Raw genomic sequence first — 24,232 nt, forward strand, 5'->3', positions numbered from 1 at the left:
TCTACTCGCACAGTGCCATCACCTCGTTCTCATAGGTTTCCAGCCGGTGCCGTCCCTCGGCGGCGGGCAGGAGCGCGCGGGCGCCGTGGACGACCTGCCGGGCGCCGTCCGGGCGGACCAGGACGAGGCCGTCGGCGTCCAGGGCGAGCAGCTCATCGCCCAGCCTGAGCAGCAGCGGCCCGTCGGGTCCCGTGGAGACGGCGGTGCGCCCGGCGCGCACGCCGTCCAGCACCGCGCTCGTGTCCTCGGCCAGCACCCACGTCGTGGGCGCGCCCGGAAGACCGTCGTCGCCGGGCCGGTGGAAGTCACTGCCGCCGATCGCCACCACGTCGTCGCGCCAGGCGTCCGCCCAGGCCAGCGGCGCGCCCCAGCGGCGGTCCCACCAGCCGGAGCTCCACACCTCGGCGATCCGGGGCCGGCGGCTGATGGGCAGCAGCCACGCGCAGTCGCCGCCGAGCGGGTGGTTGATCGACATCAGGCCGCCCGCACGCTCGGCGTGCTCGGCCCACGAGTCGGCGGGCCGGCGGAAGTCGACCCAGCCGACGTCGCCGAAGACGTTGGCGTGGCCGCGGTCGGTGGTGACCTCCTGGCCGGGCAGCAGCGTGATGCCCCGGTCGCGGGCGCGCAGCTCGGGGTGGTGGCTGACCGTGTTGTGGTCGGTGACGGTCAGGAAGTCGAGGCCGCGGCCGCGGGCGAGCGCGGCCAGCTCGCCGATCGTCAGGGTGCCGTCGCTGTGGACGGTGTGGCTGTGGAAGTCCCCGGCGTACCAGGTCAGGCCGTCCACGGCGGGAATGTCGCGGCGCGGCGGGCGCTCGGCGACCGGCGGCTCCTCGACGGCCGGGGCCGGCGGCGCCGCAGCGGCGGTGGTGATCTCCAGCGTGTAGTCCAGGCCCTGGGGCGGGACGCGGTGCAGCCGCAGCCACACGTGCCACGTGCCCGGCTCGACCGGGCCGGGCAGGTAGCCGGGCGTCGCCCAGTCCTCGGTGATCGTGTACGTGTCGCGGGCGCCGCCCGACCAGCCGCGGAACCCGGACGGGCTGCCGCTGCCGAGGTCGAGCACGCCCTGGGACCGGTCGTAGGACAGCCGCACGGTCACTGCCGCCGCCCCGGAGGGCACCTCGAAGGGCACCTCCCGCAGCATGCTCTCCAGCCGGTCGTCGAGGGTCCAGCGGCCCTGGAACACCGTCATCGGGTCACCAGCTCCCCGTCGCGGTAGACCAGCGCCCGGTCGCGGCGCGGCGCGGCGAAGCCCTCGTCGCCGACGGCCGGCTCGCTGCCCTCGGGCACGACGGCCTGCACGGTGACGTCGTTGACGTCCAGCGTCACCAGGTGGGACGCGCCGAGGTTCTCCACGATCACCACCTTCCCGGCCAGGGCGCCCTCCGACGAGCCCTCGGCCGGCTTGGGCGCGTAGGCGTTGTACTCGGGGCGCACGCCGTAGACGACCTTCTCCCCGTCGGCGAGCAGCCCGGCCGCCGAGTCGGGGACCGGGACCGCGCAGCCGGCCACCTCCAGGGTGTCACCGCGGACGACGGCGTCGAGCAGGTTCATGGGGGTGGAGCCGATGAACCCGGCGACGAACGTGTTGGCCGGCCGCTGGAACACCTCGGCCGGGGTGCCGATCTGCCGGATCACGCCCGCCTCCATGACCGCCATCCGGTCGGCCATGGCCAGCGCCTCGGCCTGGTCATGCGTGACGAAGACGGTGGTGACGCCCAGCTCGCGCTGGAGCTTCTTGAGGAACGTGCGGGCCTCCAGGCGCAGCCGCGCGTCGAGGTTCGACAGCGGCTCGTCGAACAGGAACGCCTGCGCCTGCGTCGCCATGACGCGGGCCAGCGCGACGCGCTGCTGCTGGCCGCCGGAGAGCTGGCCGGGCCGCCGGTCCATCAGGTGCTCCAGGCCGAGCCGGGCCGCGACCTCGCCGGCCCTGCGGTGGCGCTCGGCCTTGGCGACCTTCTTGATGCGCAGCGGGTAGGCGACGTTGTCGGTGACGTCCATGTGCGGGAACAGCGCGTAGTCCTGGAAGACCATGGCGATGTCGCGCCCGCCGGGCTGCACGGAGGTCACGTCGCGCTCGCCGATGACGACCGCGCCGCCGGTGGCGGTCTCCAGCCCGGCGATGGTGCGCAGCAGCGTGGTCTTGCCGCAGCCGGAGGGGCCGAGCAGCGCGAAGAACTCGCCGTCGGGGATGACCAGGTCGAGCGCGTCGAGCGCCTTGACGCCGCCCGGGTAGACCTTGGTCAGCCTTCGCAGTTCGATTGCCGCCATTACCGCTTGATCCCTCCGTGGAACCGGAAGCCGTACTTCTTGCTGACGAACAGGTACATGAGCACCACGGGTATCGAGTAGAGCAGGCCGAAGGTGGACAGCAGCCGCAGGTTCGCCTGGCCGCCCTCGGTGTAGAGGGTGTACATGATCACCGCGGCGGGCTGCTTCTCGACGTCGCTGAGCAACAGGTACGGCATGAGGAAGTTGCCCCAGACGTTGGCCACGGCCCACACGGCGATCGTCGCGAGGCCGGGCCGTACCAGGGGGACGACCACGTGCGCCACGATCTGCAGCGGGGAGGCGCCGAAGACCCGGGCCGACTCCTCGTAGGACTTCGGCGTGGAGTCCATGAAGTCCTTCAGCATGAAGATCGCCGCGGGCAGCAGGCCGCCGCTGAGGATGAGGATCAGCCCGAGCTGCGAGTCGATGAGGCCGAGCTCGACGGCGAGCTGGAACAGCGGCACCATGGCCGCCGTGCCGGTGATGATCGACGAGAGCAGCAGCAGCGCGTAGAGCAGGGCGTCGCGCCCGGGCAGCCGCACACGGCTGAGCGCGTAGGCGGCCAGCGCCGACAGGGCCACCACGAGCAGCGCCGTGCCGATCGACAGCAGCAGCGAGTTGTACAGCGACGGCAGCGCGTACGGGTGGTCCAGGATGGCCTGGAAGTTGTCGAAGGTGAAGTCCGGCACGCGGACCTCGTAGGTGGGGTCGCTGGTCAGCGGGGCCGCGGCGAGCCACAGCAGCGGGATCGTGAAGAAGGCCAGCAGGACCGCGATCAGGGTGTAGAAGCCGATCCGGCCCAGCACGAACCGGGTCATTTCTTGCTCCTGAGCAGGCGCAGGTAGAACACCGCCACGACCAGGTTGATCAGCAGGATGACCGTGGAGACCGCGGCGCCGTAGCCGAGCTGGCCGCTCTGCAGGGCGACCTTGTACACGTGGACGGCCAGCACCTCGCTCTTCCCGTCGGGCCCCCCCGCGGTGATCATGAACGGGGTGAAGTCGTTGAACGTCCAGAGGCTGATCAGCAGCAGGTTGGTGAGGATGTGCCCCTTGATGTGGGGGAAGACCACGTCACGGAGCTGCTGCCAGCCGGAGGCCCCGGCCAGGCGGGCGCTCTCCAGGTGCGAGGGCGGCACGTTCCCGAGGGCGGCGCCGTACAGCATCATCGAGAACGCGGTGCCGCGCCAGGTGTTGAACACGATGATCGACAGCATGGGGTGTTCGAGCAGCCAGGCGTAGTCGCCGGTGCCGAGCAGCGCGTTGAGCGTGCCGCCGTCGGCGTCGAGCAGCGCCACCCACAGGAACGACACGACCGCGCTCGGCAGGATCCAGGCCAGGATGACCAGGCCCTCGACGATCCGCTTGAGCGGCCCGCGCTTGTCGCGCAGCAGCCAGGCGATGGCGAACCCGAGCCCGACCTGCCCGATGACCGCCGAGCCGAGCACGAACTGGACGGTCAGCCAGGTGGAGTTCCAGAAGGTCGGCTCGCCCAGCGCCGACAGGAAGTTGTCGAGCCCGACGACCTTGGGGTCGGCGGCGGCGGTGCCGGTCAGCCGGTAGTCGGTGAGGCCGAGGTAGAGCACCCACAGCGCGGGGAAGACCAGGAAGATCGCGATCAGGAGCAGCGCGGGGGCCGCGAAGGCTCCCGCGCGCCACCGGCCCAGGCCCGCCGCGTCGACGCTGTAGCGGCGGGCCGTGGGCTCCGCGGTCTCCCGGGTGAGGTCAGGAGGCGATGTTGCCTGCGCCACCGACGAGTCCTTCGAGCTTCTGCTGGTAGGCCGTGGCCGCCTCGTCCGGCGTCTTGCCGCCGACCACGGCCGCGGTCGCCTCCTGGAGCGCCACCGACACCTGCGGGTAGACCGCGACCGGCGGCCGGTAGGCCGTCAGCGGCAGCACCTTCTCCGAGATGAACGTCAGGAGCGGCTCGCCGGCCAGGATCTCCTTGTTGACGTCGGTGCGCGGGGTGATGCGCACGTTGCCGTTCTTGGTCTCCTCCTTCAGCGCCTCGGGCGAGAGCGTGAAGGCCAGCAGCTCGAAGGCCTCCTTCGGGTGCTTGCTGTTGGGGTTGACCGTGCGCAGGGCGCCGCCGGACATGCTGACGAAGTCCTGGCCGCGGATGCCCTTGCCGGGCTCGATGGCCGGGATCATGGCGTAGCCGACGCTCTGGTCGCGATCGGCCATCTTGGCCACGCCGTCCTTGGGGTTGACGACGCCGCGCCAGAAGTAGTCGCCCTCCAGCAGGATGCCGATCTTGCCCGAGGCGAACTGCTGGAACGACTTGTCGCGGCCCTTGGCCTCCTGCTGGAGCCGGGGGTCGCCGAGGCCGCTGCCGCCGTAGATCTTCTGGTAGAGCCCGAGGACGTCCTTGACCGGCTGGGAGGCGCCGGCCCACTTGCCGTCCTTCTGGATCTCGGCGCCCGCTCCGGCCAGCAGCGGCAGCACGCCCTGCATGGTGGTGGCCTCGCCCATCGCGGTGCCGGCGTTGATCTGGATCGGCACGGGCACGCCGGCCGCCTTGAGCTTGGCGGCGGTGTCGAGGACCTCCTGCCAGCTCTTCGGCTGCCAGTCGGCGGGCAGCCCGGCCTTCTGGAAGATCGGCTTGCTGAAGTAGAGCACGCGGCCGTCGGTGCCGATGGGCAGCGCGTACTTCTTGCCGTTGTAGGTGGCCAGGCCCTGGACGGCCTCGGGGATCTGCGCCCAGCCGTCCCAGGAGTCGGCCTCGGGGCCGACCAGCTCCGACAGCGGCTTGATGTAGCCGGCCTCGGCGAACTCGCCGGCCCAGATGCCGTCGATGTCGATCACGTCGGCGCCCTTGCCGGACTTCAGGTCGAGGGAGAGCTTGGTCTTGTACTGCTCGTCGTCGACACCGCTGGGGACGAACTTGACCTTGACATCCTTGCCCTTGGCCTTCTGGGCGGCCTCGAACTTGGGGATCACCCAGTCCGCGATGAACTCGGCCGCTCTCGCGTTCTTGCCGCCCGCGATGGCGTTCTGGGCGATCGTCAGCTCGATCGTCCCGCCGCCGCCTCCGTCGCCTGACGACCCGCCGCACGCGGTGAGCGTCAGCCCGGACGCGGCCAGGACCGCGACGACACTCACGGATCTTCTCCGCAATCCCATGGATACCCTCCGAACCCTCAGACCCATCCGTAACGGGGCCCACGCCAATATGTCATGACATCTAGATGACGTAAAGGTTTGGCTATATTTCAGGGATGTGCCCACAGTACTCCGGGGAGGGCCTTGCCGACCGGTGACGACACCGGGCGCTCCGGGTCCGAGAGCCGAAGGCACCTACCCAGCGAGGATTCGGCCTGGCAGAATGCAGGACGAAACAGACATCTGCATGTCAGGACAATAGGCCATGATGGGGAGTCTGGACCCTCTGGAGGTGCGTTGTTCGACCTGATCACGATCGGCCGCTGCGGCGTCGACGTCTACCCCCTGCAGACAGGCGTGAGCCTGGACCGCGTCGAGAGCTTCGGCAAGTTCCTGGGCGGCAGCCCGACGAACGTCGCCGTGGCGGCGGCACGGCACGGCCTGCGCTCCGCGGTGATCACCGCCACGGGGGCCGACCCCTTCGGCGCCTACGTCCGGCGGGCGATCCGCGACTTCGGCGTGGACGACGCGTACGTGGCCACGGTCGAGGGGGCGCCGACGCCCGTCACGTTCTGCGAGATCTTCCCGCCCGATGACTTCCCGATCTACTTCTACCGGGGCGAGCATCCACCCGACCTCCAGGTGACGCCCGAGTCGCTGGACCTGGACGCGATCCGCGACGCCACGGTGTTCTGGTTCACCGCCACCGGCCTGAGCCAGGAGCCGAGCCGCTCGGCCCACGCCGCCGCGCTGGCCGCCCGCCGTGGCGGATGGACCGTGTTCGACCTCGACTACCGGCCCGTGCTGTGGGAGTCGCCCGAGGCGGCCCGGCGGGGCGTGCGCGAGATGCTGCCGCACGCCGACGTCGCCGTCGGCAACCTCGACGAGGTCGAGAACGCCGTCGGCACCCGCGACCCGGAGGCCGCCGCGCAGGCGCTGCTCGACGCCGGGATGCGGGTCGCCGTGGTGAAGATGGGCCCCGAGGGCGTGCTCGCCCGCTCCGCCGACGAGCGGGCCGTGGTGGAGCCGGTCAAGGTCGATGTGGTCAACGGCATCGGCGCCGGCGACGCCTTCGGCGGGGCGCTGTGCCTGGGACTGATCAAGGGCTGGCCGCTGGAACGCGCGGTCCGCTTCGCCAACGCCGCCGGCGCGTACGTGGCCGCCCGCCTGGCCTGCGCCGACGCCATGCCGACCACGGACGAGGTGCTGGCCCTGCTATGAGCGACGTCACTCTGCCCCCACGCTCCGCCTACGAACACCTCACCCGCGTCCGGGCCACCCGGCCGGGGGAGATCGCGCGGGCCGCGGCCCGGCGGCGCCGGCGCGGGCTGCCCGCCGAGAGCGAGCGGCTGCTCGTCATCGCCGCCGACCACCCCGCCCGGGGCGCGCTGGCCGTGCGCGACCGGCCGCTGGCCATGGCCAGCCGCACCGACCTGCTCGACCGGCTGTGCACCGCCCTGGCCCGGCCCGGGGTGGACGGCATCCTCGCCTCCCCCGACATCCTGGAGGACCTGCTCCTGCTCGGCGCGCTCGAAGGCAAGCTGGCCTTCGGCTCCATGAACCGGGGCGGGATCCTGGGGTCGGTGTTCGAGGCCGACGACCGGTTCACCGGGTACGACGCGGCCTCCATCGACGCCATGCGGCTCGACGGCGGCAAGATGCTGTGCCGCATCGACCCCGGCGACCCCGCGACCGTCACCACCCTGGAGTCGTGCGCCGCCGCCATCAGCGACCTGGCCGGCCGCCAGCTCCTCGCCATGGTCGAGCCGTTCTGGTCCGGACGCCCCGGCGGCGGGCCGCTGCGCAACGACCTGTCGCCCGACGCGGTGATCCGGGCCGTCAGCGTCGCCCAGGCCCTCGGCGTCACCTCCGCCTACACCTGGCTGAAGATCCCCGCGGTCGCGGACATGGAGCGGGTCATGGACGCCACCACCCTGCCCGCGCTGCTGCTCGGCGGCGACCCGCCGGACATCGACGCCGCCTACGCCGACTGGGGGCGCGCGCTGCGCCTGCCCGGCGTGCGGGGCCTCGTGATCGGCCGCGCCCTGCTCTACCCTCCGGACGACGACGTCGCCACGGCCGTGGACGGTGCGGCCGCGCTGATTCGAGAGGTTGGCCCATGACATACCTTCCGTACGGCAAGGCCGCCGGCGGACCCTGGTCGGTGGAGATCACCCCGGAGCTGGCCGGCTGGACCTACTCGGGGCTGCGGGTGGTCGAGCTGGGGGACGGACCGGTGTCGTTCGCCACGGGCGAGGAGGAGATGATCGTCCTGCCGCTGGCGGGCTCCTGCACCGTGCGGTGCGCCCCCACCGGCGCGCCCGAGGCCGTGTGGCGGCTCGACGGGCGCGAGTCGGTCTTCGCCGGCCCGTCCGACTTCTGCTACCTCCCGATCGGGTCGGAGGTGACGCTGGAGGGCCGGGGGCGGATCGCGCTGCCGTCCGCCCGCGCCTCCCGCGCGCTGGAGCCCCGCCACGTGCCCGCCTCCGAGGTGCCGGTCGAGCTGCGCGGCGCCGGCCAGGCCAGCCGGCAGGTCAACAACTTCTGCGGGCCCGCCGTCTTCGACTGCGACAAGCTCGTGGCCGTCGAGGTGCTCACCCCCGGCGGCAACTGGTCGTCCTATCCGCCGCACAAGCACGACACCCCCGGCGCGGACGAGGCCGTGCTGGAGGAGGTCTACTACTTCGAGGTGGCCGGCGACGGGCTGGGCTACCAGCGGGTCTACTCCTCCGAGCGGGGCCGCGTCGACACCCTCGCCGAGGTGTCGTCCGGCGACGTGGTGCTCGTGCCCTACGGCTACCACGGCCCGTCGATGGCGGCGCCCGGCTACGACCTTTACTACCTCAACGTGCTGGCCGGACCGGCCGAGGAGCGGAGCATGGCCTTCTGCGACGACCCACGCCACGCCTGGATCCGCGCCACCTGGCAGGACCAGGCGATCGACCCGCGCCTGCCGTTCGGGGGCGGGCGATGACGCGCCTCACCGTCGCCCAGGCGGTCGTGCGCTTCCTGGCCGCCCAGTGGAGCGAGCGCGACGGCATCGAGCACCGGCTGTTCGGCGGCTGCCTCGGCATCTTCGGCCACGGCAACGTCGCCGGGCTCGGCCAGGCCCTGGCCACCTCCGCCGAGGACCTGCCCTACCGGCTCAGCCGCAACGAGCAGGCGATGGTCCACACGGCCGCCGCCTACGCCCGCGCCGCCAACCGGATGTCCACGCTGGCCTGCACCACCTCGATCGGGCCCGGCGCCACCAACATGATCACGGGCGCGGCCGGGGCGACCATCAACCGGCTGCCCGTGCTGCTGCTGCCCGGCGACGTGTTCTCCACCCGCGTCGCCAACCCGGTGCTCCAGGAGCTGGAGGACCCGCGCTCGTACGACGTGTCGGTCAACGACTGCTTCAAGCCCGTCTCCCGCTTCTGGGACCGCGTCAACCGTCCCGAGCAGCTCCCCTCGGCGCTGCTCGCGGCCATGCGCGTGCTCACCGACCCGGCCGAGACCGGCGCGGTGACGCTCGCGCTGCCCCAGGACGTCCAGGCCGAGGCGTGGGACTGGCCGGACGAGCTGTTCGAGCGCCGCGTCTGGCACGTCCCCCGGCACCGGCCCGAGCGCGCCGCCGTGGCCAGGGCCGCCGAGCTGATCAGGTCGGCCGCCCGTCCGGTGATCATCGCGGGCGGCGGCGTCCTCTACAGCGAGGCCGCCGACCGGCTGCGGGAGTTCGCCGAGACGCACGGCGTCCCGGTCGCCGAGACGCAGGCCGGCAAGGGCGCCCTCCCCCACGGCCACCCGCTGGCGCTGGGCGCGGTCGGCGCGACCGGCACCACGGCCGCCAACGCCGTGGTCCGCGAGGCCGACCTGGTCATCGGCGTCGGCACCCGCTACAGCGACTTCACCACCGCCTCCCACTCCCTGTTCGCGGCCGGGACGCGCTTCGTCAACCTCAACGTCACCGGCTTCGACGCGGCCAAGCTGTCCGGGCTGCAGCTCGTGGGCGACGCCCGGGAGGGCCTGACCGACCTGGGCGAGGCGCTGGCCGGCTGGGACGCGGGCGCCGCGCACCGCGAGCGGGCCGCCGCCCTGATCCGCGCCTGGGACGCCACGGTGGACGCCGCCTACGACCCGTCCGCGTCGCCCGAGGACGGCTCCCCGCTGCCGCAGTCCGTCGTGATCGGCGCGGTCAACGCCGCCGCCGGCGACGACGGGGTCGTGGTGTGCGCGGCCGGCTCCATGCCGGGCGACCTGCACAAGCTGTGGCGGCCCAGCGGCCCCGGCGCCTACCACGTCGAGTACGGCTACTCCTGCATGGGCTACGAGATCGCCGGCGGCCTCGGGGTCAAGCTGGCGGCGCCCGAGCGCGAGGTGTTCGTCATGGTCGGCGACGGCTCCTACCTGATGATGGCCCAGGAGCTGGTCACGGCCGTGGCCGAGGGCGTCAAGCTGGTCGTGGTCCTGGTGGACAACTCCGGCTTCGCCTCGATCGGGGCCCTGTCGGAGAGCGTCGGGGCCGAGCGGCTCGGCACGTCGTACGCCTACCGGGGCTCCGGACGCTACGACGGCGGGCCGCTGCCCGTGGACCTCGCGGCCAACGCCGCGAGCCTGGGCGCCACGGTGCTGCGCGCCGACACGGTCGCCGGGCTGCGCGAGGCGCTGAAGGAGGCGCGGGCCGCCACGGCCACCACGGTCGTGTACGTCCGCACCGACCCGATGAGCCGGGCGCCCTCGTCGGAGGCGTGGTGGGACGTGCCGGTGGCGGAGGTCTCGACCACGGCCGAGGGCGAGCAGGCGCGGCAGGCGTACGAGTCGGCCAGGAAGGAGCAGCGCCGGCACCTCTGACGAGCGGCGGCGGCGCTCCCCCGCATCGCCGTGGTTGCCCGGAGAGATCCGGGGGAACGCCTCTGACCAGGCATGACATCGGGGGGCGGGATGAGGGTGTGGCGTGCGCTGGGCTGGGTCGCGCTCATCGCGGTGGGGCTCTACCTGTTCTCCGTCCTGCGCACCGTCGCCATCTCGGTCATCGTCGGCCTGCTCGTGACCGCGCTGCTGATGCCACCGGCCCGCTGGCTGCGGCGGCGCGGCCTCAACCGGGCGCTGTCGACCGCGGCGGTGTTCGTGGGCGGCCTCCTGCTGGCGGCGGCGCTGGTGGCGGTCCTCGTGCCGCCCACCGCGGACAGCCTCGCGCAGATGCGCACCAGCCTCGGCAAGGCCTTCGGCGACCTCAACGGCCTGGCCTCCCGGTTCGGCCTCAACGGCGCGTCCCTGGGCGCCCAGGCCAGGGACTACCTGTCCGCCCAGGGGCAGAAGATCGCCACCGGGGCGCTCACCGGCGTGCGGACGGCCGGGGAGATCGTCGTGGGCGCGGCGCTGTCGGTCATCCTGGCCGTCTACTTCGTCCACGGCGGGGACCGGCTGTGGCGGTGGCTGATCGAGCTGCTGCCCGCCCCGGCCCGGCCGCGCGCCGAGCGGGCCGGTGAGCAGATCTTCGACGTCCTCGGCCGCTACATCCGCGGCGTCGCCCTGGTGGGCGCGGTGGACGGATTGTTCATCGGGCTGGCGCTGTGGATCCTGCACGTGCCGCTGGCGCTGCCGCTGGCGGTGCTGACGTTCGTGGGCGCGTTCCTGCCGGTGGTGGGGGCGTTCATGGCGGGGCTGCTGGCGGCGGTGGTCGCGTTCGTGGCCAAGGGGTGGGTGGTGGCGCTGGCCGTCGTGGTGGTGACCGTGCTCGTGCAACAGGTCGAGGGGCACGTGCTGGCGCCCCAGATCTACGGGCGGGCGCTCGACCTGCCGGGCGCCGTCATCCTGGTCGCCATCGCCGTGGGCAGCCTGGTCGCCGGGATCACGGGGGCGTTCCTCGCCGCCCCGGTGACGGCGGTGATCGTGGCGCTGCTCCGCGACCGCGGCACCCCGTCACCGTCGCGTCCGCTCCCGGCCCGCCCGCCTCCGCCCCTGCCCGCGGACGCCACCTGACCCCTCAACCGGCGGAGAGGGGGAGTTCCAGCTCCAGCTCATGCCTGATCGGGATGCCGTCCGCCTCGGCGGGGATGCCGGGCTTGAGCCTGCGCGCCGCGTCCACCCCGTGCCGGTGCAGGGCCACCAGGTCGAACCCGTAGCGCTGGTAGAAGCGCAGCGCGTGGGTGTTGTCGTTGGTGGTGATGAGCGTCAGCCGGTCGGCCCCGCGCCGCACCGCCTCCCCGCGTACGGCGTCGAGCAGCGCCCGGCCCACGCCCCTGCCCGGGAGCCACGCGTCGAGCGTCACCACCTCGACCTCGCGCCCGCCGTCGCGCTCGACGTAGGTCACCAGGCCCGCCGGCTCGTCACCGTCGAAGGCGAGGAAGCCCGGCAGCGCGGCGGCGTCGACCAGCTCGCCGCGCCCGAACGCCACGAGCGTCGCCCCCCAGCCACCGGCCAGGGCCCTGGTCACCAGCGGCAGGTCGGCGGGCCCCACCGCTCGCACGGAGATCGCCATGCGGTCATTATGGTCCTCATGCGATGGGCGACGTTCGACTGCTTCGGCACTCTGGTGGACTGGCGGCACGGCATCGCGACCAGCGCCGAGCTGGTCGCGCCCGGACACGGCGCGCGCCTGCTCGACGCGTACGTACCGCACGAGCAGGCGGTCCAGGCGGAGTCGCCGGGCATGCGCTACCGCGAGGTGACGGCCGAGGCGCTGCGCCGTGCCTGCGCCGAGGCGGGCGTCGGGCTGCGGCCCGACGACGCCGGCATCCTGGCCGCCACGCTCCCCTACTGGCCGGTCTTCCCCGACGTCGGCACCGAGCTGGGGCGGCTGCGTGAGGCCGGCTGGCGGCTCGCGCTGCTGACCAACTGCGACCGCGACCTGATCGCCGGGACCCGGCGGCGGCTGCCCGTGGCGTTCGACGCGGTGATCACCTCCGAGGACGTCGGCGCCTACAAGCCGGACCTCGCGCACTTCACGACGTTCAGGGACGCGTTCGAGCCCGAGCGGTGGGTGCACGTGGCGCAGAGCTACGCCCACGACCTCGTCCCGGCCCACCGGCTGGGGCTGCGGCGCGTGTGGATCAACCGGCAGGACGTGCGCCCCGCCGACCCCGAGGTGCCCCAGGACGTCCTGCCCGGCCTGCGCGGCCTCGCCGACCTCCTCTGACGCCGTCGCGCCCTCCCGGGTCTAGGACGGGATGACGCGCTGCTCCAGCACGTCCGAGATGCCGGCGAGGAACGCGTCCACGTCCGAGATCAGGTAGCCCGACCTGAGCAGCACGGTCGAGAACCTCGCCTCCCGCACCTCCTTGGCCGTCACCGGGTACTCGGTGGTGCCGCGCAGCGTCGCCACGATCCGGTCGAGGAACGCGTCGACCTCGTCCTCGTTGTAGCCGGTGCCCATCCGGGCCGGCCGGAACGCCACCCGCTCCACCCGCGCCGCCTGGGACTCGAACCACTCCTCACGCAGCATCTCCCCGGTCGGCTCCGCCATGGCCAGCCTGACCGGGCTCCTGGCCTGCGTCTCCAGCGCCACCACGAACGCCTCCAGGGCGAAGTCCACGGCCGTCTCGTGGTAGCCGCCGCGCTTGGGGCGGAACGTCGCCCGGCGGACGTCGTCGGCGGTCACGGGCTCCACGTCACGCGCTCCCCGGCCCAGCGTCGACTCGATCCGCCCGATGAGGGCGTCGACCTCCGCCGGGTCATATCCGGAACGCAGGCCCATGACGCGCGGAAAGCGGTTCAAGCCCACTCCTCCAGGAATCTGCAGATGGGTTCGATCTCGGATGGGTTCGATCTCTATTGTGCGGTTCTTTATCGCGACGATGCGAGCCGCCCTATACCGTTACAGCACCATGTGGCTCGCTCAGGTCTCTTTCCGCTACCGAAGGCGTGACCGTTACGTCATCGAGGCCGCCGAGGCCCGCCTCGGCCCCGGCGACGTGGTGGAGCTGACCGGGCCCAACGGCGCGGGCAAGTCCACGCTGCTGCGCCTGCTGGCCGGTCTCACGCGCCCCACCTCCGGCGCCGTCACCGGCCGCCCCGCCGTCGTCGGGTACGTCCCCGACCGCTTCCCCACCGGGCAGCCGTTCACCGTGGCCGGCTACCTGCGCCACATGGCGCGGGTCCGCGGCGGCGCCCGCTGGGAGCCCTGGGCCGAGCGCGTCGGCCTCGACGGCTTCTCGGGCGTGCGGCTGCGCGAGCTGTCGAAGGGCACTGCGCACAAGGTCGGCCTGGTGCAGGCCCTCATGGCGGAGCCCGGGCTGCTGGTGCTGGACGAGCCGTTCGCGGGCCTGGACCGGGACACGCGGGACGCGCTGCCGGGGATCGTCACGGAGGTGGCGGCGCGGGGCGGCATCGTGGTGGCCAGTGACCATCAGGGCGGGCTGGGCATGCTGGACGGGGTGCGGCGCTGGTCGTTACGGTCGGCCCGCCTGATCGAGCACCCGCCGGCCTCGCCCGGGGATCCTCCGGATCGTCTCGCCGCGGCGGGTCTCGCGGGGCCGAGGGACGCAGTCACCGTGGAGGTGAGCGTGCCGGCCCGTGAGCTGGACGGCTTCCTCCGGCGGATGCGCGACGACGGCTACCCGGCCCGCGCCCTCACCGAGGAGGAGGCCACGTGATCGCCCTGGTGGCCTTCCGCGTCGCGGCCTACGTGCGCTCCCACCGCGTCTTCCAGGCCCTCCTGCCCCTCCTCGTCCTGATCTCCATCCTCCACGCCGGCCGCGCGCCCCGCGGGGCCGAGGCGGCGGCGCTGACCGACTCGGCCGTGCTGGTCATCCCGCTCCTGGCATGGGCGACACGAGGGCTGCTCGACACCGAGCCGGACGAGCAGCGCGCCATCTCGGCGACCGGTGTCGGCGGGCGCCCGCGCGAGGTGGCCGCCGGGCTGCTGGCGGCGCTGGTCACGTGCGCGGCGTTCGCGGCGCTGACCCTCGGGAGCGGGCTGGCGCTCGGGCTGTCCGCCACGCCGTCACGCGGGGTCGTGGCCGCGGCGGCGGTGGTCCACGCCCTCGCCGTCCTGGCCGGGGTCGCGCTCGGCGCCCTGACCAGCCGGCCCCTCATGCCCTCGCCGGCGTACTCGATCCTGGCGCTCGTCGCGGGGTTCCTGACGATGCTGCTGGTCGGCGCCTCACCGGTCTACTGGCTCACCGTGCCGGTCACGGCCTGGATGAAGGCGGCCGGAGCGGGGCGGCTGGTGAGCGAGCTGCCGGGGCTGGCCGCCGTCTCCCTCGCGTGGTGTCTGGCGGGCCTGACCGTGTACTGGTGCCTGCGCCGAAGCCGGCCGTGACGGGCCGCGGCTCGGGACCATCCTGTGAACGGTGCCCGGCCGGCGGTGCGCGCGTCACGGCGGCCGGCCCCGTGCGGGTTCAGCGGGCGTCTTCCTGGAGGCCCTCAGCCCCGTGCGGCGGGTGGGGGCGGCTGGGCTGTGCCGTAACCGAGCGAAGAGCTGTCAGACGTCGGCGGCGGCGAGCTGGCCGCAGGCGCCGTCGATCTCCCGCCCCCGGGTGTCGCGGACCGTCACCGGCACGCCGTGGAACTGCAGCCGCCGCACGAACGCCCGCTCGTCCTCCGGACGCGAGGCCGTCCACTTCGAGCCCGGCGTCGGGTTGAGCGGGATGAGGTTGACGTGCACCAGCTTGTTGCGCACCAGCTTGCCGAGCAGGTCGGCCCGCCACTCGTGGTCGTTGATGTCCTTGATCAGCGCGTACTCGATCGACACCCGCCGCTTCGTCTTTGCCGCGTACGCCCACGCCGCGTCCAGCACCTCCGCGACCTTCCACCGCGTGTTGATCGGCACCAGCGTGTCGCGCAGCTCGTCGTCCGGCGCGTGCAGCGACAGCGCGAGCGTCACCGGCAGCCCCTCCTCGGCGAGCTTGCCGATCGCCGGCACCAGACCCACCGTGGACACCGTGACGCCGCGCGCCGAGATGCCGAGCCCGTGCGGCGCCGGCTCCACCAGGCGGCGCACCGCCCCGATCACCTGCTTGTAGTTGGCCAGCGGCTCGCCCATGCCCATGAACACGACGTTGCTGACCCGGCCCGGCCCGCCCGGCACCTCACCGGCGGCCAGCGCCCGCGCGCCCGCCACGACCTGCTCGACGATCTCGGCGGTCGACATGTTGCGGGTCAGCCCGGCCTGCCCGGTGGCGCAGAACGGGCAGTTCATGCCGCACCCGGCCTGCGACGACACGCACATCGTGACCCGGTCGGGGTAGCGCATGAGGACCGACTCCACCAGCGCCCCGTCGAACAGCTTCCACAGCGTCTTGCGGGTCGTGCCGCCGTCGGTGGTCAGCTCCTTGACCGGCGTGAGCAGCGACGGCAGCAGCTCCGACAGCTTCTCGCGCGAGGCCGCGGGCAGGTCGGTCATCGCGGCCACGTCGGTGGTGAGGCGCTCGAAGTAGTGCCGCGAGAGCTGGTCGGCGCGGAACGCCTTCTCCCCCAGCTCGGTGACCGCGGCCCGGCGGTCCGCCATGGACAGGTCGGCCAGGTGCCGGGCGGGCTTGGCCCTGCGCGGCGCGACGAACGTGAGCTGACCTGGCTGCTGGGACACGGGACTGCCTTCTGCTAGAGGGGGTTACCGACCAGGGTAGTGAACGCTCGGCGCGCGGGCGTCATTCCGGACGCCTTCCCGCCGGAAACTTCGGCCACCCGAACGCCTTCACGCCACAAGGGGCTCCAGGGAACGGCGTCATCGCGATACCGCTCGCCCCCGGGTCCTCCGCCGATCTACAGTCATCTCGTATGGCGATTTTCCGGTCGGCGTCTGGCGAGGGGCGGGCCGAGGTCGTCCTCACCGCCGGCAACCCGTACGGCAGCCGCACGCTCGTGATCGAGCGCGACGAGGACGCCTCGGTGGCCTACCTGTGCTCGCCCGACGGCGCCGTGCACGGCGCGGTGTGGCTGGCCAACCACCGTCCCGCCCCGCCGGTGGTCGATCTGGCCCGCCTCAACTCCGGCCGGCCGCCGCTGATGCCGCGGCCCGGCACCACGCACCCCGACGGCCGCGGGCCGCTCGGCCGCCTGTCCGTGCTGTGGTTCGAGGAGGGCGACGGCGTCGCCATCTACGAGGACGACGACCTGCTGGCCGTCATCCCCGGCTGGGCCGACATGAGCAGGGGCATGCCCGGCTACGCCCGCGACGCCGTGGGCGAGTCGCCGTTCGCCTGGGCGCTGGCCGAGGCGCTGGAGGGGCTGGCGCCGCGCATCTCCAACGCCCGCTCGTACTGGCTGTGGCGGCACGCGGAGGGGTCCTGGCCGTCGTTCCAGCAGTTCGCGATGAGCCACCTCGACCGGGTGCTGGGCCGCGCCGGCCGCTACTGGGACGCCGGCGGCGACCGGCTGCCCGCGGTCGGCATCACCGAGCGGCCGCCGCACGAGGAGCGGGAGTTCACCGTGCTGTCCACGGTCGGCATGAGCTGCCAGCGCATGCCGACGGTCGAGCAGTGGATCGACAAGCCGGGCGCGTACGCGCGGATCGAGCTGGCGGTGGCGACCCGCGACGACCCGCGGGAGGCGGCGCTGCTGCTCGTCTGGCTGGCGCAGTATCCGTGGCACTCGGTCACCTGGCTCGGCCACGGGCACACCGCCAAGTGGTATCACGAGCCGGCCACGTTCCCGCTGGGCCCGGGGTACGCGGGGGTGCTCATGCTGGCCGACCCCCCCGACATGCCTGACATGTCAGGATTCACCTTCGGGGGTGAGGTGGTGCGCTGGCTGTGGCTCACACCCATCACGGCCGAGGAGCTCGAAGAACACCGCCACTGACCGGAGGGCGGCCGCTGGAAAGACGTGTCAGAAGAACAACGACATGAGCAGCCACACCGGCACCAGCGTGGTCACCAGCGAGTCCAGCCGGTCCATCAGCCCGCCGTGACCCGGCAGGATCGTGCCGAGGTCCTTGATGCCGAGATCACGCTTGATCATCGACTCGATGAGGTCGCCCACGGTCGCCAGCACGGCGCCCAGCGCGCCGATGAGCGCGCCCTGCCAGAGCCGGCCGTCGAACAGCCAGGTCACCAGCCACGCCCCGACCAGAGTGCAGGCCACGACCGATCCTGCGAGCCCCTCCCAGGTCTTCTTCGGGCTGATCACGGTGAGCTGGTGCCGGCCGAACAGCACTCCGGCGACGTACCCGCCGACGTCGCTGGCCACGGTCACCGCGATGAACACGATCACCCGGTCGCGGCCGTCGCCCGGCGCCAGCAGCAGCGCCACGAACCCGGCCAGCAGCGGCGGGTAGACCAGCAGGAAGACCGAGCCCGTCGCGTCACGGACGTACCCGGCGGTGCGCCCGGCCGCGCCCGTGCCCTGCTCGCCCTCGCCGTCCCCGCCCGTGAACATCCGCCAGATCAGCACGACGAACACCGACACGACGAACACGCCGAGCAGCCACGCCGGACCACCCCAGTACGCGCCGGCCTGCATCGCGGTCATCGACACCAGCACCGGCACGACGGGCACGCGGATGCCGCGGGAGGCGAACGCGCGCGTCATCTCGACCACGCCGATGCCCACCGCCGCCACGACCACGACCAGGAAGAGCTCCTTGATCGTGTAGAGGGTGGCGATGACCAGCGCGCCCAGCCCCACGCCCACCGCGATCGCGGCGGGCAGGTTGCGTCCCGTACGGCTGCCGCCGCTCGGGCTGCTGCCAGCCGTACGTTCTTCCACAGAGACTCCCCATAAGCCACGGCCCCCGCCATCGGGCGAGGGCCGTGCGGCGGGTGCCGCTCAGACCTCGAGCAGCTCGGCTTCCTTGTGCTTGAGCAGCTCGTCGATCTTGGCGACGTGCTTCTGCGTCATGTCGTCCAGCTCCTTCTCGGCACGCCGGACCTCGTCCTCGCCCGCCTCGCCATCCTTGATCATCTTGTCGAGGATCTCCTTGGCGGAGCGGCGGATGTTGCGCACCGACACCTTGGCGTGCTCGCCCTTGTTGCGGGCCACCTTGATGTACTCCTTGCGGCGCTCCTCCGACAGCTCGGGGAACGACACACGGATCACCTGGCCGTCGTTACCGGGGTTGACGCCGAGGTCGGAGTCACGGATCGCCTTCTCGATCGCCGCCATCGAGCCCTTGTCGTAGGGCTGGATGATCACCATGCGGGCCTCGGGCACGTGGAACGAGGCCAACTGCTGGATCGGGGTGGGCGAACCGTAGTACTCGGCACTGATCTTGTTGAACATCGAGGGGGTGACACGTCCCGTGCGGATGCCCGCGAAGTCCTCCTTCGCGACCGACACGGCCTTGTCCATCTTGTCCTCGGCTTCGAGGAGGGTTTCGTCGATCACAGCGGCTCCCTGTCTTCTAGCTGGCGGATCGGGCTCGCTCGCTCACTTGCCTGCGGGACTCACCAGCGTGCCGATTTTCTCACCGCGGACCGCTCGCAGGATGTTGCCCTCACCCATGAGATCGAAGACCACGATCGGCAGGTCGTTGTCCTTGCACAGGCTGATGGCGGTCGCGTCCATGACCTGCAGGTCGCGGATCAGCACCTCGCCGTAGTCGAGGTGGTCGAACCGCACCGCGTCGGGGTTCTTGCGCGGGTCGGAGTCGTAGACGCCGTCGACCTGGGTGCCCTTGAGCAGCGCCTCGGCGCCGATCTCCAGGGCGCGCTGGGACGCGGCGGTGTCGGTGGAGAAGAACGGCGAGCCCAGCCCGGCCCCGAAGATCACCACACGGCCCTTCTCCAGGTGCCTGATCGCCCGGCGGGGCAGGAACGGCTCGGCCACCTGCTGCATGGTGATGGCCGTCTGGACGCGCGTCTCGACGCCGCGGCGCTCCAGGAAGTCCTGCAGCGCCAGGCAGTTGATGACCGTGCCCAGCATGCCCATGTAGTCGGCGCGGGCCCGGTCGATGCCCTGCTCCGACAGGGCGGCCCCGCGGAACATGTTGCCACCGCCGACCACCACCGCGACCTGCACGCCCTCGCGTACGGCCTCGGCGATCGAGTCGGCCAGGTGGTCGACCACGAGCGGGTCGATCCCCAGCGGGTCGCCGCCGGCGAACGCCTCACCGGACAGCTTCAGCATCACCCGCTTCCAGCGCAGCGGGCTCTGGGTCGGACCGGGATGCGAGGAAGCCGCCGGCGTGGCTGGCTCCTGATTGTCCTGCACGGCGGCGGCCTCCTTCTTAGGCGGTTCGGTGGGCTGAGGGTTCGCTCAAGCCTAAGCCTGACCGACCTTGAAGCGGACGAACGAGAGCACCTCGACGCCGTTCTCCTCGGCGTACTTGCCGACGCTCTTCTTGTTGTCCTTGACGAACGCCTGCTGGAGCAGCGTGAAGTCCTTGTACCAGCCGTTCACGCGACCCTCGACGATCTTGCCGATGGCGGCCTCGGGCTTGCCCTCCTCGCGGGTCATCTCCTCGAAGAGCTTGCGCTCCTTCTCGACGACCTCGGCCGGGACGGCGGCGGCGTTCAGGTACTGCGGGGCCATCGCGGCGGCGTGCTGCGCGATGTCCTTGGCGACGTCGGCGTTCGGCTTGTCCAGCTGCACGAGCACGCCGACGGCCGGCGGCAGCGCCGGGTCGGTGCGGTGCATGTAGGCGCCGATGTAGCCGCCCTCCAGCACCGCGAAGCGGCGGACCTCGATCTTCTCGCCGAGCGCGGCGTTGGCGACGTCGAGGTGCTCCTTGACGGTCTGGCCGCCGAAGGACGACTCCAGCAGAGCCGCGACGTCGGCCGGCTTGGTGGCCAGCACGTGGTCGACGACCTGGGCGGCGAGCTCCTGGAAGCGCTCGCCCTTGGCGACGAAGTCGGTCTCGCAGTTGAGCTCGAGCAGCGCGGCGGCGGAGTCGCCGTCCTGCTTGAGGGCGACCAGGCCGTTGGAGGCGGTGCGCGTCTCGCGCTTGCCGACGTCCTTGGCGCCCTTCAGGCGCAGCAGCTCGATGGCGCGGTCGAAGTCGCCCTCGGACTCCTCGAGCGCCTTCTTGCAGTCCATCATGCCGGCAGCGGTGATCTCGCGAAGCCGCTTGACGTCGGCCATGTTCACGGAAGCCATTGCTTTTTCCTCGTGGGATTTCGTCGTGGATCGGATGGGCGCCGGGTCCGGCTCCCACCCTGGGGTGGTACGGCCGGCGCGTGCCGTACGGAAGCTTGGCCTTGCTCGGTGTCTAACCCGAGCCGGTGGCCGCTAACCCGGGCGGCGGGCCCGGTTCCGCGACCTTGTGCGGAGCGATCTGGTGCCGAGCGGCCCGGTGCCGAACCTCCGACCGGAGCGGCCGTTCCGCGGGCACCGCCTGGGACCGGTGCCTGCCGGGGCCTCCTCGGCGAGTGTCCGCCAGAGGCGCCCTCGGTGGCGACCCGTCCAGTGGTCGCGACGTCCTCGGTGACGACCCGCCCGGTGACGGCACTCTCGGCGCCCGCCCGCCGGCGGGCACCCTTGGTCCCCGCGGCGCTCGATCCCGAACGCCTGGACCTCGAACGCCGGGATCCCGAACATCTGGACCCCAGCACCTGGGTCCCGAGCACCTCGACTGACCATGGACGCCTCGATCCCGGACCTCTCGGCCTCGGTCGCCTCATCTCGATCGCCTCGATTCGGTCGTCCGGGGCCTGGTGCCGCGAGAGGAGCGGATCCTCCCGCGGCGCCGCTCCGGACGGGCACTCACCGGTGGGCCACCCGTGGGCGCCGCCCCGCCCCGCACCCCGTCCGCCCCGTACAGACGGGCGAGGTGCGGGTCAGGCGGAACCGGTCGGTCAGGCCTGCGGCTGCTCGGTGCCGGCCTCGGCCTCGGCCTCGGCCGGAGCGGCCTCAGCCTCAGCCGGAGCGGCCTCAGCCTCAGCGGGAGCAGCCTCGGCGGCCGGCGCGGCCTCAGCCTCGGCGGCGGCCGGAGCGGCCTCGGCGGTCTCGCCGGAGCCCTGCTCGATGAGCTCGCGCTCCCACTCGGCCAGCGGCTCGGCGGAGGCGGGCTTCTCGTCACCGCGGGCGGCGCCGGAGCGGGCCATCAGACCGGCGGCGACACCGTCGGCGACGACCCGGGTCAGCAGGCCGACGGCGCGGATGGCGTCGTCGTTGCCGGGGATCGGGTAGTCGACCTCGTCGGGGTCGCAGTTGGTGTCGAGGATCGCGACGACAGGGATGCCGAGCTTCTTGGCCTCGCTGATCGCGATGTGCTCCTTCTTGGTGTCGACGACCCACACGGCGCTGGGCACGCGGCCCATGTCGCGGATGCCGCCGAGCGTGCGCTCCAGCTTGTCCTTCTCACGGCGGCGCATGAGGAGCTCCTTCTTGGTGAGCCCCGAGCCCGCGACGTTGTCGAAGTCGAGCTCCTCCAGCTCCTTCAGGCGCTGGAGCCTCTTGTGCACGGTGGAGAAGTTGGTGAGCATGCCACCCAGCCAGCGCTGGTTGACGTACGGCATGCCGACGCGGGCGGCCTGCTCGGAGATGGCCTCCTGAGCCTGCTTCTTCGTGCCGATGAACAGGATCGTGCCGCCGTGGGCGACGGTCTCCTTGACGAAGTCGTACGCGCGGTCGATGTAGGACAGCGACTTCTGCAGGTCGATGATGTAGATGCCGTTGCGCTCGGTGAAGATGAAGCGCTTCATCTTCGGGTTCCAGCGGCGAGTCTGGTGTCCGAAGTGAACGCCGCTCTCGAGCAGCTGTCGCATGGTGACGACGGGGGCCATCAGCTGGTCCTCCAGGTCTGGGCGCCCGGCGGGCGGGCGCGGTTCTCGGTTGTGACGCGGCGGCCGAACGGCCCCCGCCCTGATGCCCCGGACCACGCCAGCCGGGCCTGAGCCCGGACCGATGGTGTGATCCGTGACGGGGCATGCGAAGTCGGCCTGTGGTGACAGGCCACCGGAAAGTCTACCTTGGACGCCACCCCGGCCTGACCGCTCCCGGTCAACCGTGGCGCCTCGGGTCATACCGTGTCGTGGTCCTCCGTGGGCAGGCCCGGCACCGGCCTGCGCGCGTGCGGGAAGAGGTTGACCTGCGCCTCCGCGACCCGGGCCCCGGGCGGCGCGGCGTCGGGCGGGCGGTGGCGGGCCATGTAGGGCTGGAGGAGCTTGTCGATCTCCTGGGCGAGCCGGGCCAGCTCCGCGGCGTCGACCCGCAGGATGGTCCGCCCGAACCGGGTGGCGTCGCGCCACTCCTCGGGCTCCCGGTCGAGGCCGGCCAGCGCCCGCCGCGCCTCCTCGTCCGCCTCCTTGCGGAACGCCTGGATGAGCAGGTCCTTGGCCTCCCGCACCTCGGGCCGGTCGTCGGGGAGCCGCCCGACGGCGAAGCTCTTGTCCGCCGCCTTCCACAGGCGCTCCCTGCCGTCCCCGCGGGGCGGGGCGTCCTCAACGAACCCGTACTTCGCCAGCATGCGCAGGTGGTAGCTCGCCGCGCTGGGCGTGATGCCCGCCTCCTCGGCGACGTCGGTGGCCGTGACGCTGCCCCCGGCGCCGAGCCGGCTGAGGATCGCCAGCCGCGCGGGGTGGGCCAGGGCCCGCATCGCCTTCGGGTCGCTGAGGCTCTCCTTCTCCCGCGTCATGCGCCCAAGGTACCCGGATCCAGACGTGAAGCATTGCCTTCACAACTCTGAAGCATTACTTTCATACTTTATGAAGCGTTCCCTTCACACCACTCCGGCCGCCGTGACGCCTCTTCGGAAGCAGCGCGACTACCGCTTACTGTGGGGCGCCCGGACCGTCTCGATCACCGGTTCGGAAGTGTCGAAGCTGGCCATCCCCCTCACCGCGGTCACGCTCCTCACCGCATCCCCCGCCGAGATGGGGCTCCTCACGGCCGCCGCCTCGGTGCCCGCCCTGGTGTTCGGCCTCCAGGCCGGCGCGATCGCCGACCGGCTCACCCGGCACCGGCCCGCCATGATCGCCTGCGAGGTGGTGTCCGGCCTGGCGGCGGCGACCATCCCGCTGGCCTGGCTGCTGGGCATCCTGAACACGCCGTGGCTGATCGCCGTCGCGCTCGTCATCGGCACGGCGGCGGTGATGTTCAAGGCCGCGAACTTCCCCCACCTCGCCGTCGTCGTCTCCCCGGCCCAGCGCACCGAGGCGATGGCCGGGCTGCAGGCGTCCTACTCCGTCGCCACGGTCGCCGGTCCCGGTCTGGCGGGCCTGCTCGTGCAGTTCCTCACGGCGCCGCTCGCCGTACTGGCCGAGGCTCTGTCGTTCCTGACGTCGGCGCTGCTGCTGCGCTCCATCCGCACCCAGGACCGCCACGAACCGGCCCGATCACAGGGCATGTGGCGCGACGTCGTCGAAGGACTCCGCGCCGGCGCCACCAACCCGGTGCTGCGCGCACTCCTGGGCGCCGGCGTCACGATCAACTTCTTCGCGATGACGTACGTCGCCGTGCACATGCTCTACATGGTCAACACCCTGGGCATTCCGAAGGGCCTCATCGGGGCGCTGATCGCGTGCAGCGGCCTCGGCGGCCTCCTCGGCGCCTGGGTCACCACCCGCGTCGCCGCCCGCTTCGGCGAGAACCGCGTGCTGCTGGTGTCCGTGCTGTTCTTCCCGCTGGAGATCCTGGTCGTCGGCCTGCTGGGCGGCCCGCTCTGGTGGAAGGTGGGAGTGCTCGCCGTGACCGGGACGCTCACCGGCGCCATCGTGGTCGCCTTCTCCACCTGCATGGGCGCCATCACCCTCCAGGAGGCCACACCCGAACTGCGGGGCCGCGTCAACGCCACGATGACCTTCGCGGTGCAGGGCGTCATGGCGCTCGGCGGCCTGACGGGCGGCCTGCTCGCGGAGTGGATCGGCCTCCGCGCCGTCATCCTCCTCTCGGCCGCCGGCATCGCGCTCAGCGCGGTGTGGATCTGGGCCTCCCCGCTACGCCCCGGCCGCGCCGGACGCCACCCCACCCCATCCCCCGACCACGTCCCCTGACCGAATTGGGTGCCGAGTCCCATCCCCTGCCCAGATCGCCAACGCTCCCATCACGCGCGCGAGCCCACC

24 protein-coding genes are annotated in these 24,232 nt (G+C 72.3%); 10 read left to right on the forward strand and 14 right to left on the reverse strand.

Annotated elements, in window-relative coordinates:
• Position 1: 1 nt before the first annotated feature.
• Genes HD595_RS06595 through HD595_RS06615 form a run of 5 tightly spaced genes read right to left on the reverse strand, consistent with a single transcriptional unit; the run spans position 2 to position 5,369 of the window.
• The gene (locus tag HD595_RS06595) at positions 2 to 1,189 is read right to left on the reverse strand and encodes a CehA/McbA family metallohydrolase (protein WP_253766604.1); all 1,188 of its coding nucleotides are present in this window, start codon (positions 1,187 to 1,189) and stop codon (positions 2 to 4) included.
• Positions 1,186 to 2,268 carry an ABC transporter ATP-binding protein gene (locus HD595_RS06600; protein WP_253766606.1) on the reverse strand — a complete coding sequence of 361 codons (1,083 nt, stop codon included), beginning with the start codon at positions 2,266 to 2,268 and terminating at the stop codon, positions 1,186 to 1,188. The genes HD595_RS06595 and HD595_RS06600 overlap by 4 nt, the downstream gene beginning before the upstream one ends.
• Positions 2,268 to 3,086, reverse strand: a complete 819-nt coding sequence (locus HD595_RS06605; RefSeq protein WP_253766608.1) for a carbohydrate ABC transporter permease — start codon at positions 3,084 to 3,086, stop codon at positions 2,268 to 2,270. Before HD595_RS06605 ends, HD595_RS06600 begins: the two co-directional genes overlap by 1 nt.
• Positions 3,083 to 4,018, reverse strand: a complete 936-nt coding sequence (locus tag HD595_RS06610) for a carbohydrate ABC transporter permease (RefSeq protein ID WP_253766610.1) — start codon at positions 4,016 to 4,018, stop codon at positions 3,083 to 3,085. The genes HD595_RS06605 and HD595_RS06610 overlap by 4 nt, the downstream gene beginning before the upstream one ends.
• Positions 3,993 to 5,369 (reverse strand): extracellular solute-binding protein, encoded by a 1,377-nt coding sequence (locus tag HD595_RS06615; protein WP_253766612.1) that lies wholly within the window; start codon positions 5,367 to 5,369, stop codon positions 3,993 to 3,995. The genes HD595_RS06610 and HD595_RS06615 overlap by 26 nt, the downstream gene beginning before the upstream one ends.
• 297 nt (positions 5,370 to 5,666) lie before the next feature.
• On the opposite strand from HD595_RS06615, the gene iolC reads away from it, so the two are divergent.
• The 5 genes from iolC to HD595_RS06640 all read left to right on the forward strand — a co-directional run bounded on the left by iolC (position 5,667) and on the right by HD595_RS06640 (position 11,333).
• On the forward strand, positions 5,667 to 6,590 hold the full coding sequence (iolC, locus tag HD595_RS06620; protein ID WP_253766614.1) for a 5-dehydro-2-deoxygluconokinase: 924 nt from the start codon (positions 5,667 to 5,669) through the stop codon (positions 6,588 to 6,590).
• Positions 6,587 to 7,492, forward strand: a complete 906-nt coding sequence (locus HD595_RS06625) for a Cgl0159 family (beta/alpha)8-fold protein (RefSeq protein WP_253766616.1) — start codon at positions 6,587 to 6,589, stop codon at positions 7,490 to 7,492. Before iolC ends, HD595_RS06625 begins: the two co-directional genes overlap by 4 nt.
• Positions 7,489 to 8,343, forward strand: a complete 855-nt coding sequence (iolB, locus tag HD595_RS06630) for a 5-deoxy-glucuronate isomerase (protein WP_253766618.1) — start codon at positions 7,489 to 7,491, stop codon at positions 8,341 to 8,343. Before HD595_RS06625 ends, iolB begins: the two co-directional genes overlap by 4 nt.
• The gene (gene iolD / locus HD595_RS06635) at positions 8,340 to 10,202 is read left to right on the forward strand and encodes a 3D-(3,5/4)-trihydroxycyclohexane-1,2-dione acylhydrolase (decyclizing) (RefSeq protein WP_253766620.1); all 1,863 of its coding nucleotides are present in this window, start codon (positions 8,340 to 8,342) and stop codon (positions 10,200 to 10,202) included. Before iolB ends, iolD begins: the two co-directional genes overlap by 4 nt.
• 90 nt (positions 10,203 to 10,292) lie before the next feature.
• Positions 10,293 to 11,333: an AI-2E family transporter gene (locus HD595_RS06640; RefSeq protein WP_253766622.1), complete on the forward strand. Its 1,041-nt coding sequence runs from the start codon at positions 10,293 to 10,295 to the stop codon at positions 11,331 to 11,333.
• Positions 11,334 to 11,337: 4 nt separating this feature from the next.
• Here HD595_RS06640 and HD595_RS06645 read toward each other — a convergent pair whose 3' ends face one another.
• Entirely contained in the window at positions 11,338 to 11,832 is a 495-nt protein-coding gene (locus HD595_RS06645) for a GNAT family N-acetyltransferase (RefSeq protein WP_253766624.1), read from the reverse strand.
• Positions 11,833 to 11,850: 18 nt separating this feature from the next.
• Here HD595_RS06645 and HD595_RS06650 point away from each other — a divergent pair, with 18 nt between their 5' ends.
• Positions 11,851 to 12,489: an HAD family hydrolase gene (locus tag HD595_RS06650; protein WP_253766626.1), complete on the forward strand. Its 639-nt coding sequence runs from the start codon at positions 11,851 to 11,853 to the stop codon at positions 12,487 to 12,489.
• 21 nt (positions 12,490 to 12,510) lie between these two features.
• Here the strand turns inward: HD595_RS06650 and HD595_RS06655 are convergent, their stop codons facing one another.
• A complete protein-coding gene (locus tag HD595_RS06655) occupies positions 12,511 to 13,068 on the reverse strand; it encodes a DivIVA domain-containing protein (protein ID WP_253766628.1) in 558 nt (185 codons plus the stop codon).
• A gap of 109 nt (positions 13,069 to 13,177) precedes the next feature.
• On the opposite strand from HD595_RS06655, the gene HD595_RS06660 reads away from it, so the two are divergent.
• Both HD595_RS06660 and HD595_RS06665 read left to right on the forward strand, forming a co-directional pair.
• Entirely contained in the window at positions 13,178 to 13,945 is a 768-nt protein-coding gene (locus tag HD595_RS06660; protein ID WP_253766630.1) for an ABC transporter ATP-binding protein, read from the forward strand.
• On the forward strand, positions 13,942 to 14,613 hold the full coding sequence (locus tag HD595_RS06665; protein WP_253766632.1) for a hypothetical protein: 672 nt from the start codon (positions 13,942 to 13,944) through the stop codon (positions 14,611 to 14,613). Before HD595_RS06660 ends, HD595_RS06665 begins: the two co-directional genes overlap by 4 nt.
• A gap of 162 nt (positions 14,614 to 14,775) precedes the next feature.
• On the opposite strand, the gene rlmN is transcribed toward HD595_RS06665, so the two are convergent.
• Positions 14,776 to 15,879, reverse strand: a complete 1,104-nt coding sequence (gene rlmN / locus HD595_RS06670) for a dual-specificity RNA methyltransferase RlmN (RefSeq protein WP_253766634.1) — start codon at positions 15,877 to 15,879, stop codon at positions 14,776 to 14,778.
• A 191-nt stretch (positions 15,880 to 16,070) separates the two neighbouring features.
• On the opposite strand from rlmN, the gene HD595_RS06675 reads away from it, so the two are divergent.
• Positions 16,071 to 17,093: a suppressor of fused domain protein gene (locus HD595_RS06675; RefSeq protein WP_253766636.1), complete on the forward strand. Its 1,023-nt coding sequence runs from the start codon at positions 16,071 to 16,073 to the stop codon at positions 17,091 to 17,093.
• A 27-nt stretch (positions 17,094 to 17,120) separates the two neighbouring features.
• Here HD595_RS06675 and HD595_RS06680 read toward each other — a convergent pair whose 3' ends face one another.
• The 6 genes from HD595_RS06680 to HD595_RS06705 form a co-directional block, all read right to left on the reverse strand.
• The gene (locus HD595_RS06680) at positions 17,121 to 17,999 is read right to left on the reverse strand and encodes a phosphatidate cytidylyltransferase (protein ID WP_253766638.1); all 879 of its coding nucleotides are present in this window, start codon (positions 17,997 to 17,999) and stop codon (positions 17,121 to 17,123) included.
• A gap of 60 nt (positions 18,000 to 18,059) precedes the next feature.
• Positions 18,060 to 18,617: a ribosome recycling factor gene (frr, locus tag HD595_RS06685; RefSeq protein WP_253766639.1), complete on the reverse strand. Its 558-nt coding sequence runs from the start codon at positions 18,615 to 18,617 to the stop codon at positions 18,060 to 18,062.
• A 42-nt stretch (positions 18,618 to 18,659) separates the two neighbouring features.
• Positions 18,660 to 19,358, reverse strand: coding sequence for a UMP kinase (gene pyrH / locus HD595_RS06690; RefSeq protein ID WP_217709034.1), 699 nt, complete (start codon positions 19,356 to 19,358; stop codon positions 18,660 to 18,662).
• A gap of 135 nt (positions 19,359 to 19,493) precedes the next feature.
• The gene (tsf, locus tag HD595_RS06695) at positions 19,494 to 20,327 is read right to left on the reverse strand and encodes a translation elongation factor Ts (RefSeq protein WP_253766641.1); all 834 of its coding nucleotides are present in this window, start codon (positions 20,325 to 20,327) and stop codon (positions 19,494 to 19,496) included.
• A gap of 698 nt (positions 20,328 to 21,025) precedes the next feature.
• Positions 21,026 to 21,955 carry a 30S ribosomal protein S2 gene (rpsB, locus tag HD595_RS06700; RefSeq protein WP_253766644.1) on the reverse strand — a complete coding sequence of 310 codons (930 nt, stop codon included), beginning with the start codon at positions 21,953 to 21,955 and terminating at the stop codon, positions 21,026 to 21,028.
• A 236-nt stretch (positions 21,956 to 22,191) separates the two neighbouring features.
• Positions 22,192 to 22,806: an ArsR/SmtB family transcription factor gene (locus tag HD595_RS06705; protein ID WP_253766646.1), complete on the reverse strand. Its 615-nt coding sequence runs from the start codon at positions 22,804 to 22,806 to the stop codon at positions 22,192 to 22,194.
• A gap of 70 nt (positions 22,807 to 22,876) precedes the next feature.
• Here HD595_RS06705 and HD595_RS06710 point away from each other — a divergent pair, with 70 nt between their 5' ends.
• On the forward strand, positions 22,877 to 24,163 hold the full coding sequence (locus HD595_RS06710) for an MFS transporter (RefSeq protein WP_253766648.1): 1,287 nt from the start codon (positions 22,877 to 22,879) through the stop codon (positions 24,161 to 24,163).
• The last annotated feature ends 69 nt before the right edge of the window (positions 24,164 to 24,232 follow it).

The sequence above is a fragment of the Nonomuraea roseoviolacea subsp. carminata genome, assembly GCF_024172185.1.
Taxonomy (GTDB): Bacteria; Actinomycetota; Actinomycetes; order Streptosporangiales; family Streptosporangiaceae; genus Nonomuraea; species Nonomuraea roseoviolacea.

Coding starts and splice junctions, on each gene's coding strand:
- HD595_RS06595 (WP_253766604.1), bottom strand. CDS start 1,189: ATGACGGTGTTCCAGGGCCGCTGGACCCTCGACGACCGGCTGGAGAGC.
- HD595_RS06600 (WP_253766606.1), bottom strand. CDS start 2,268: ATGGCGGCAATCGAACTGCGAAGGCTGACCAAGGTCTACCCGGGCGGC.
- HD595_RS06605 (WP_253766608.1), bottom strand. CDS start 3,086: ATGACCCGGTTCGTGCTGGGCCGGATCGGCTTCTACACCCTGATCGCG.
- HD595_RS06625 (WP_253766616.1), top strand. CDS start 6,587: ATGAGCGACGTCACTCTGCCCCCACGCTCCGCCTACGAACACCTCACC.
- iolB (WP_253766618.1), top strand. CDS start 7,489: ATGACATACCTTCCGTACGGCAAGGCCGCCGGCGGACCCTGGTCGGTG.
- iolD (WP_253766620.1), top strand. CDS start 8,340: ATGACGCGCCTCACCGTCGCCCAGGCGGTCGTGCGCTTCCTGGCCGCC.
- HD595_RS06640 (WP_253766622.1), top strand. CDS start 10,293: ATGAGGGTGTGGCGTGCGCTGGGCTGGGTCGCGCTCATCGCGGTGGGG.
- HD595_RS06645 (WP_253766624.1), bottom strand. CDS start 11,832: ATGGCGATCTCCGTGCGAGCGGTGGGGCCCGCCGACCTGCCGCTGGTG.
- HD595_RS06650 (WP_253766626.1), top strand. CDS start 11,851: ATGCGATGGGCGACGTTCGACTGCTTCGGCACTCTGGTGGACTGGCGG.
- HD595_RS06660 (WP_253766630.1), top strand. CDS start 13,178: ATGTGGCTCGCTCAGGTCTCTTTCCGCTACCGAAGGCGTGACCGTTAC.
- HD595_RS06675 (WP_253766636.1), top strand. CDS start 16,071: ATGGCGATTTTCCGGTCGGCGTCTGGCGAGGGGCGGGCCGAGGTCGTC.
- pyrH (WP_217709034.1), bottom strand. CDS start 19,358: ATGCTGAAGCTGTCCGGTGAGGCGTTCGCCGGCGGCGACCCGCTGGGG.
- tsf (WP_253766641.1), bottom strand. CDS start 20,327: ATGGCTTCCGTGAACATGGCCGACGTCAAGCGGCTTCGCGAGATCACC.
- rpsB (WP_253766644.1), bottom strand. CDS start 21,955: ATGGCCCCCGTCGTCACCATGCGACAGCTGCTCGAGAGCGGCGTTCAC.
- HD595_RS06705 (WP_253766646.1), bottom strand. CDS start 22,806: ATGACGCGGGAGAAGGAGAGCCTCAGCGACCCGAAGGCGATGCGGGCC.
- HD595_RS06710 (WP_253766648.1), top strand. CDS start 22,877: ATGAAGCGTTCCCTTCACACCACTCCGGCCGCCGTGACGCCTCTTCGG.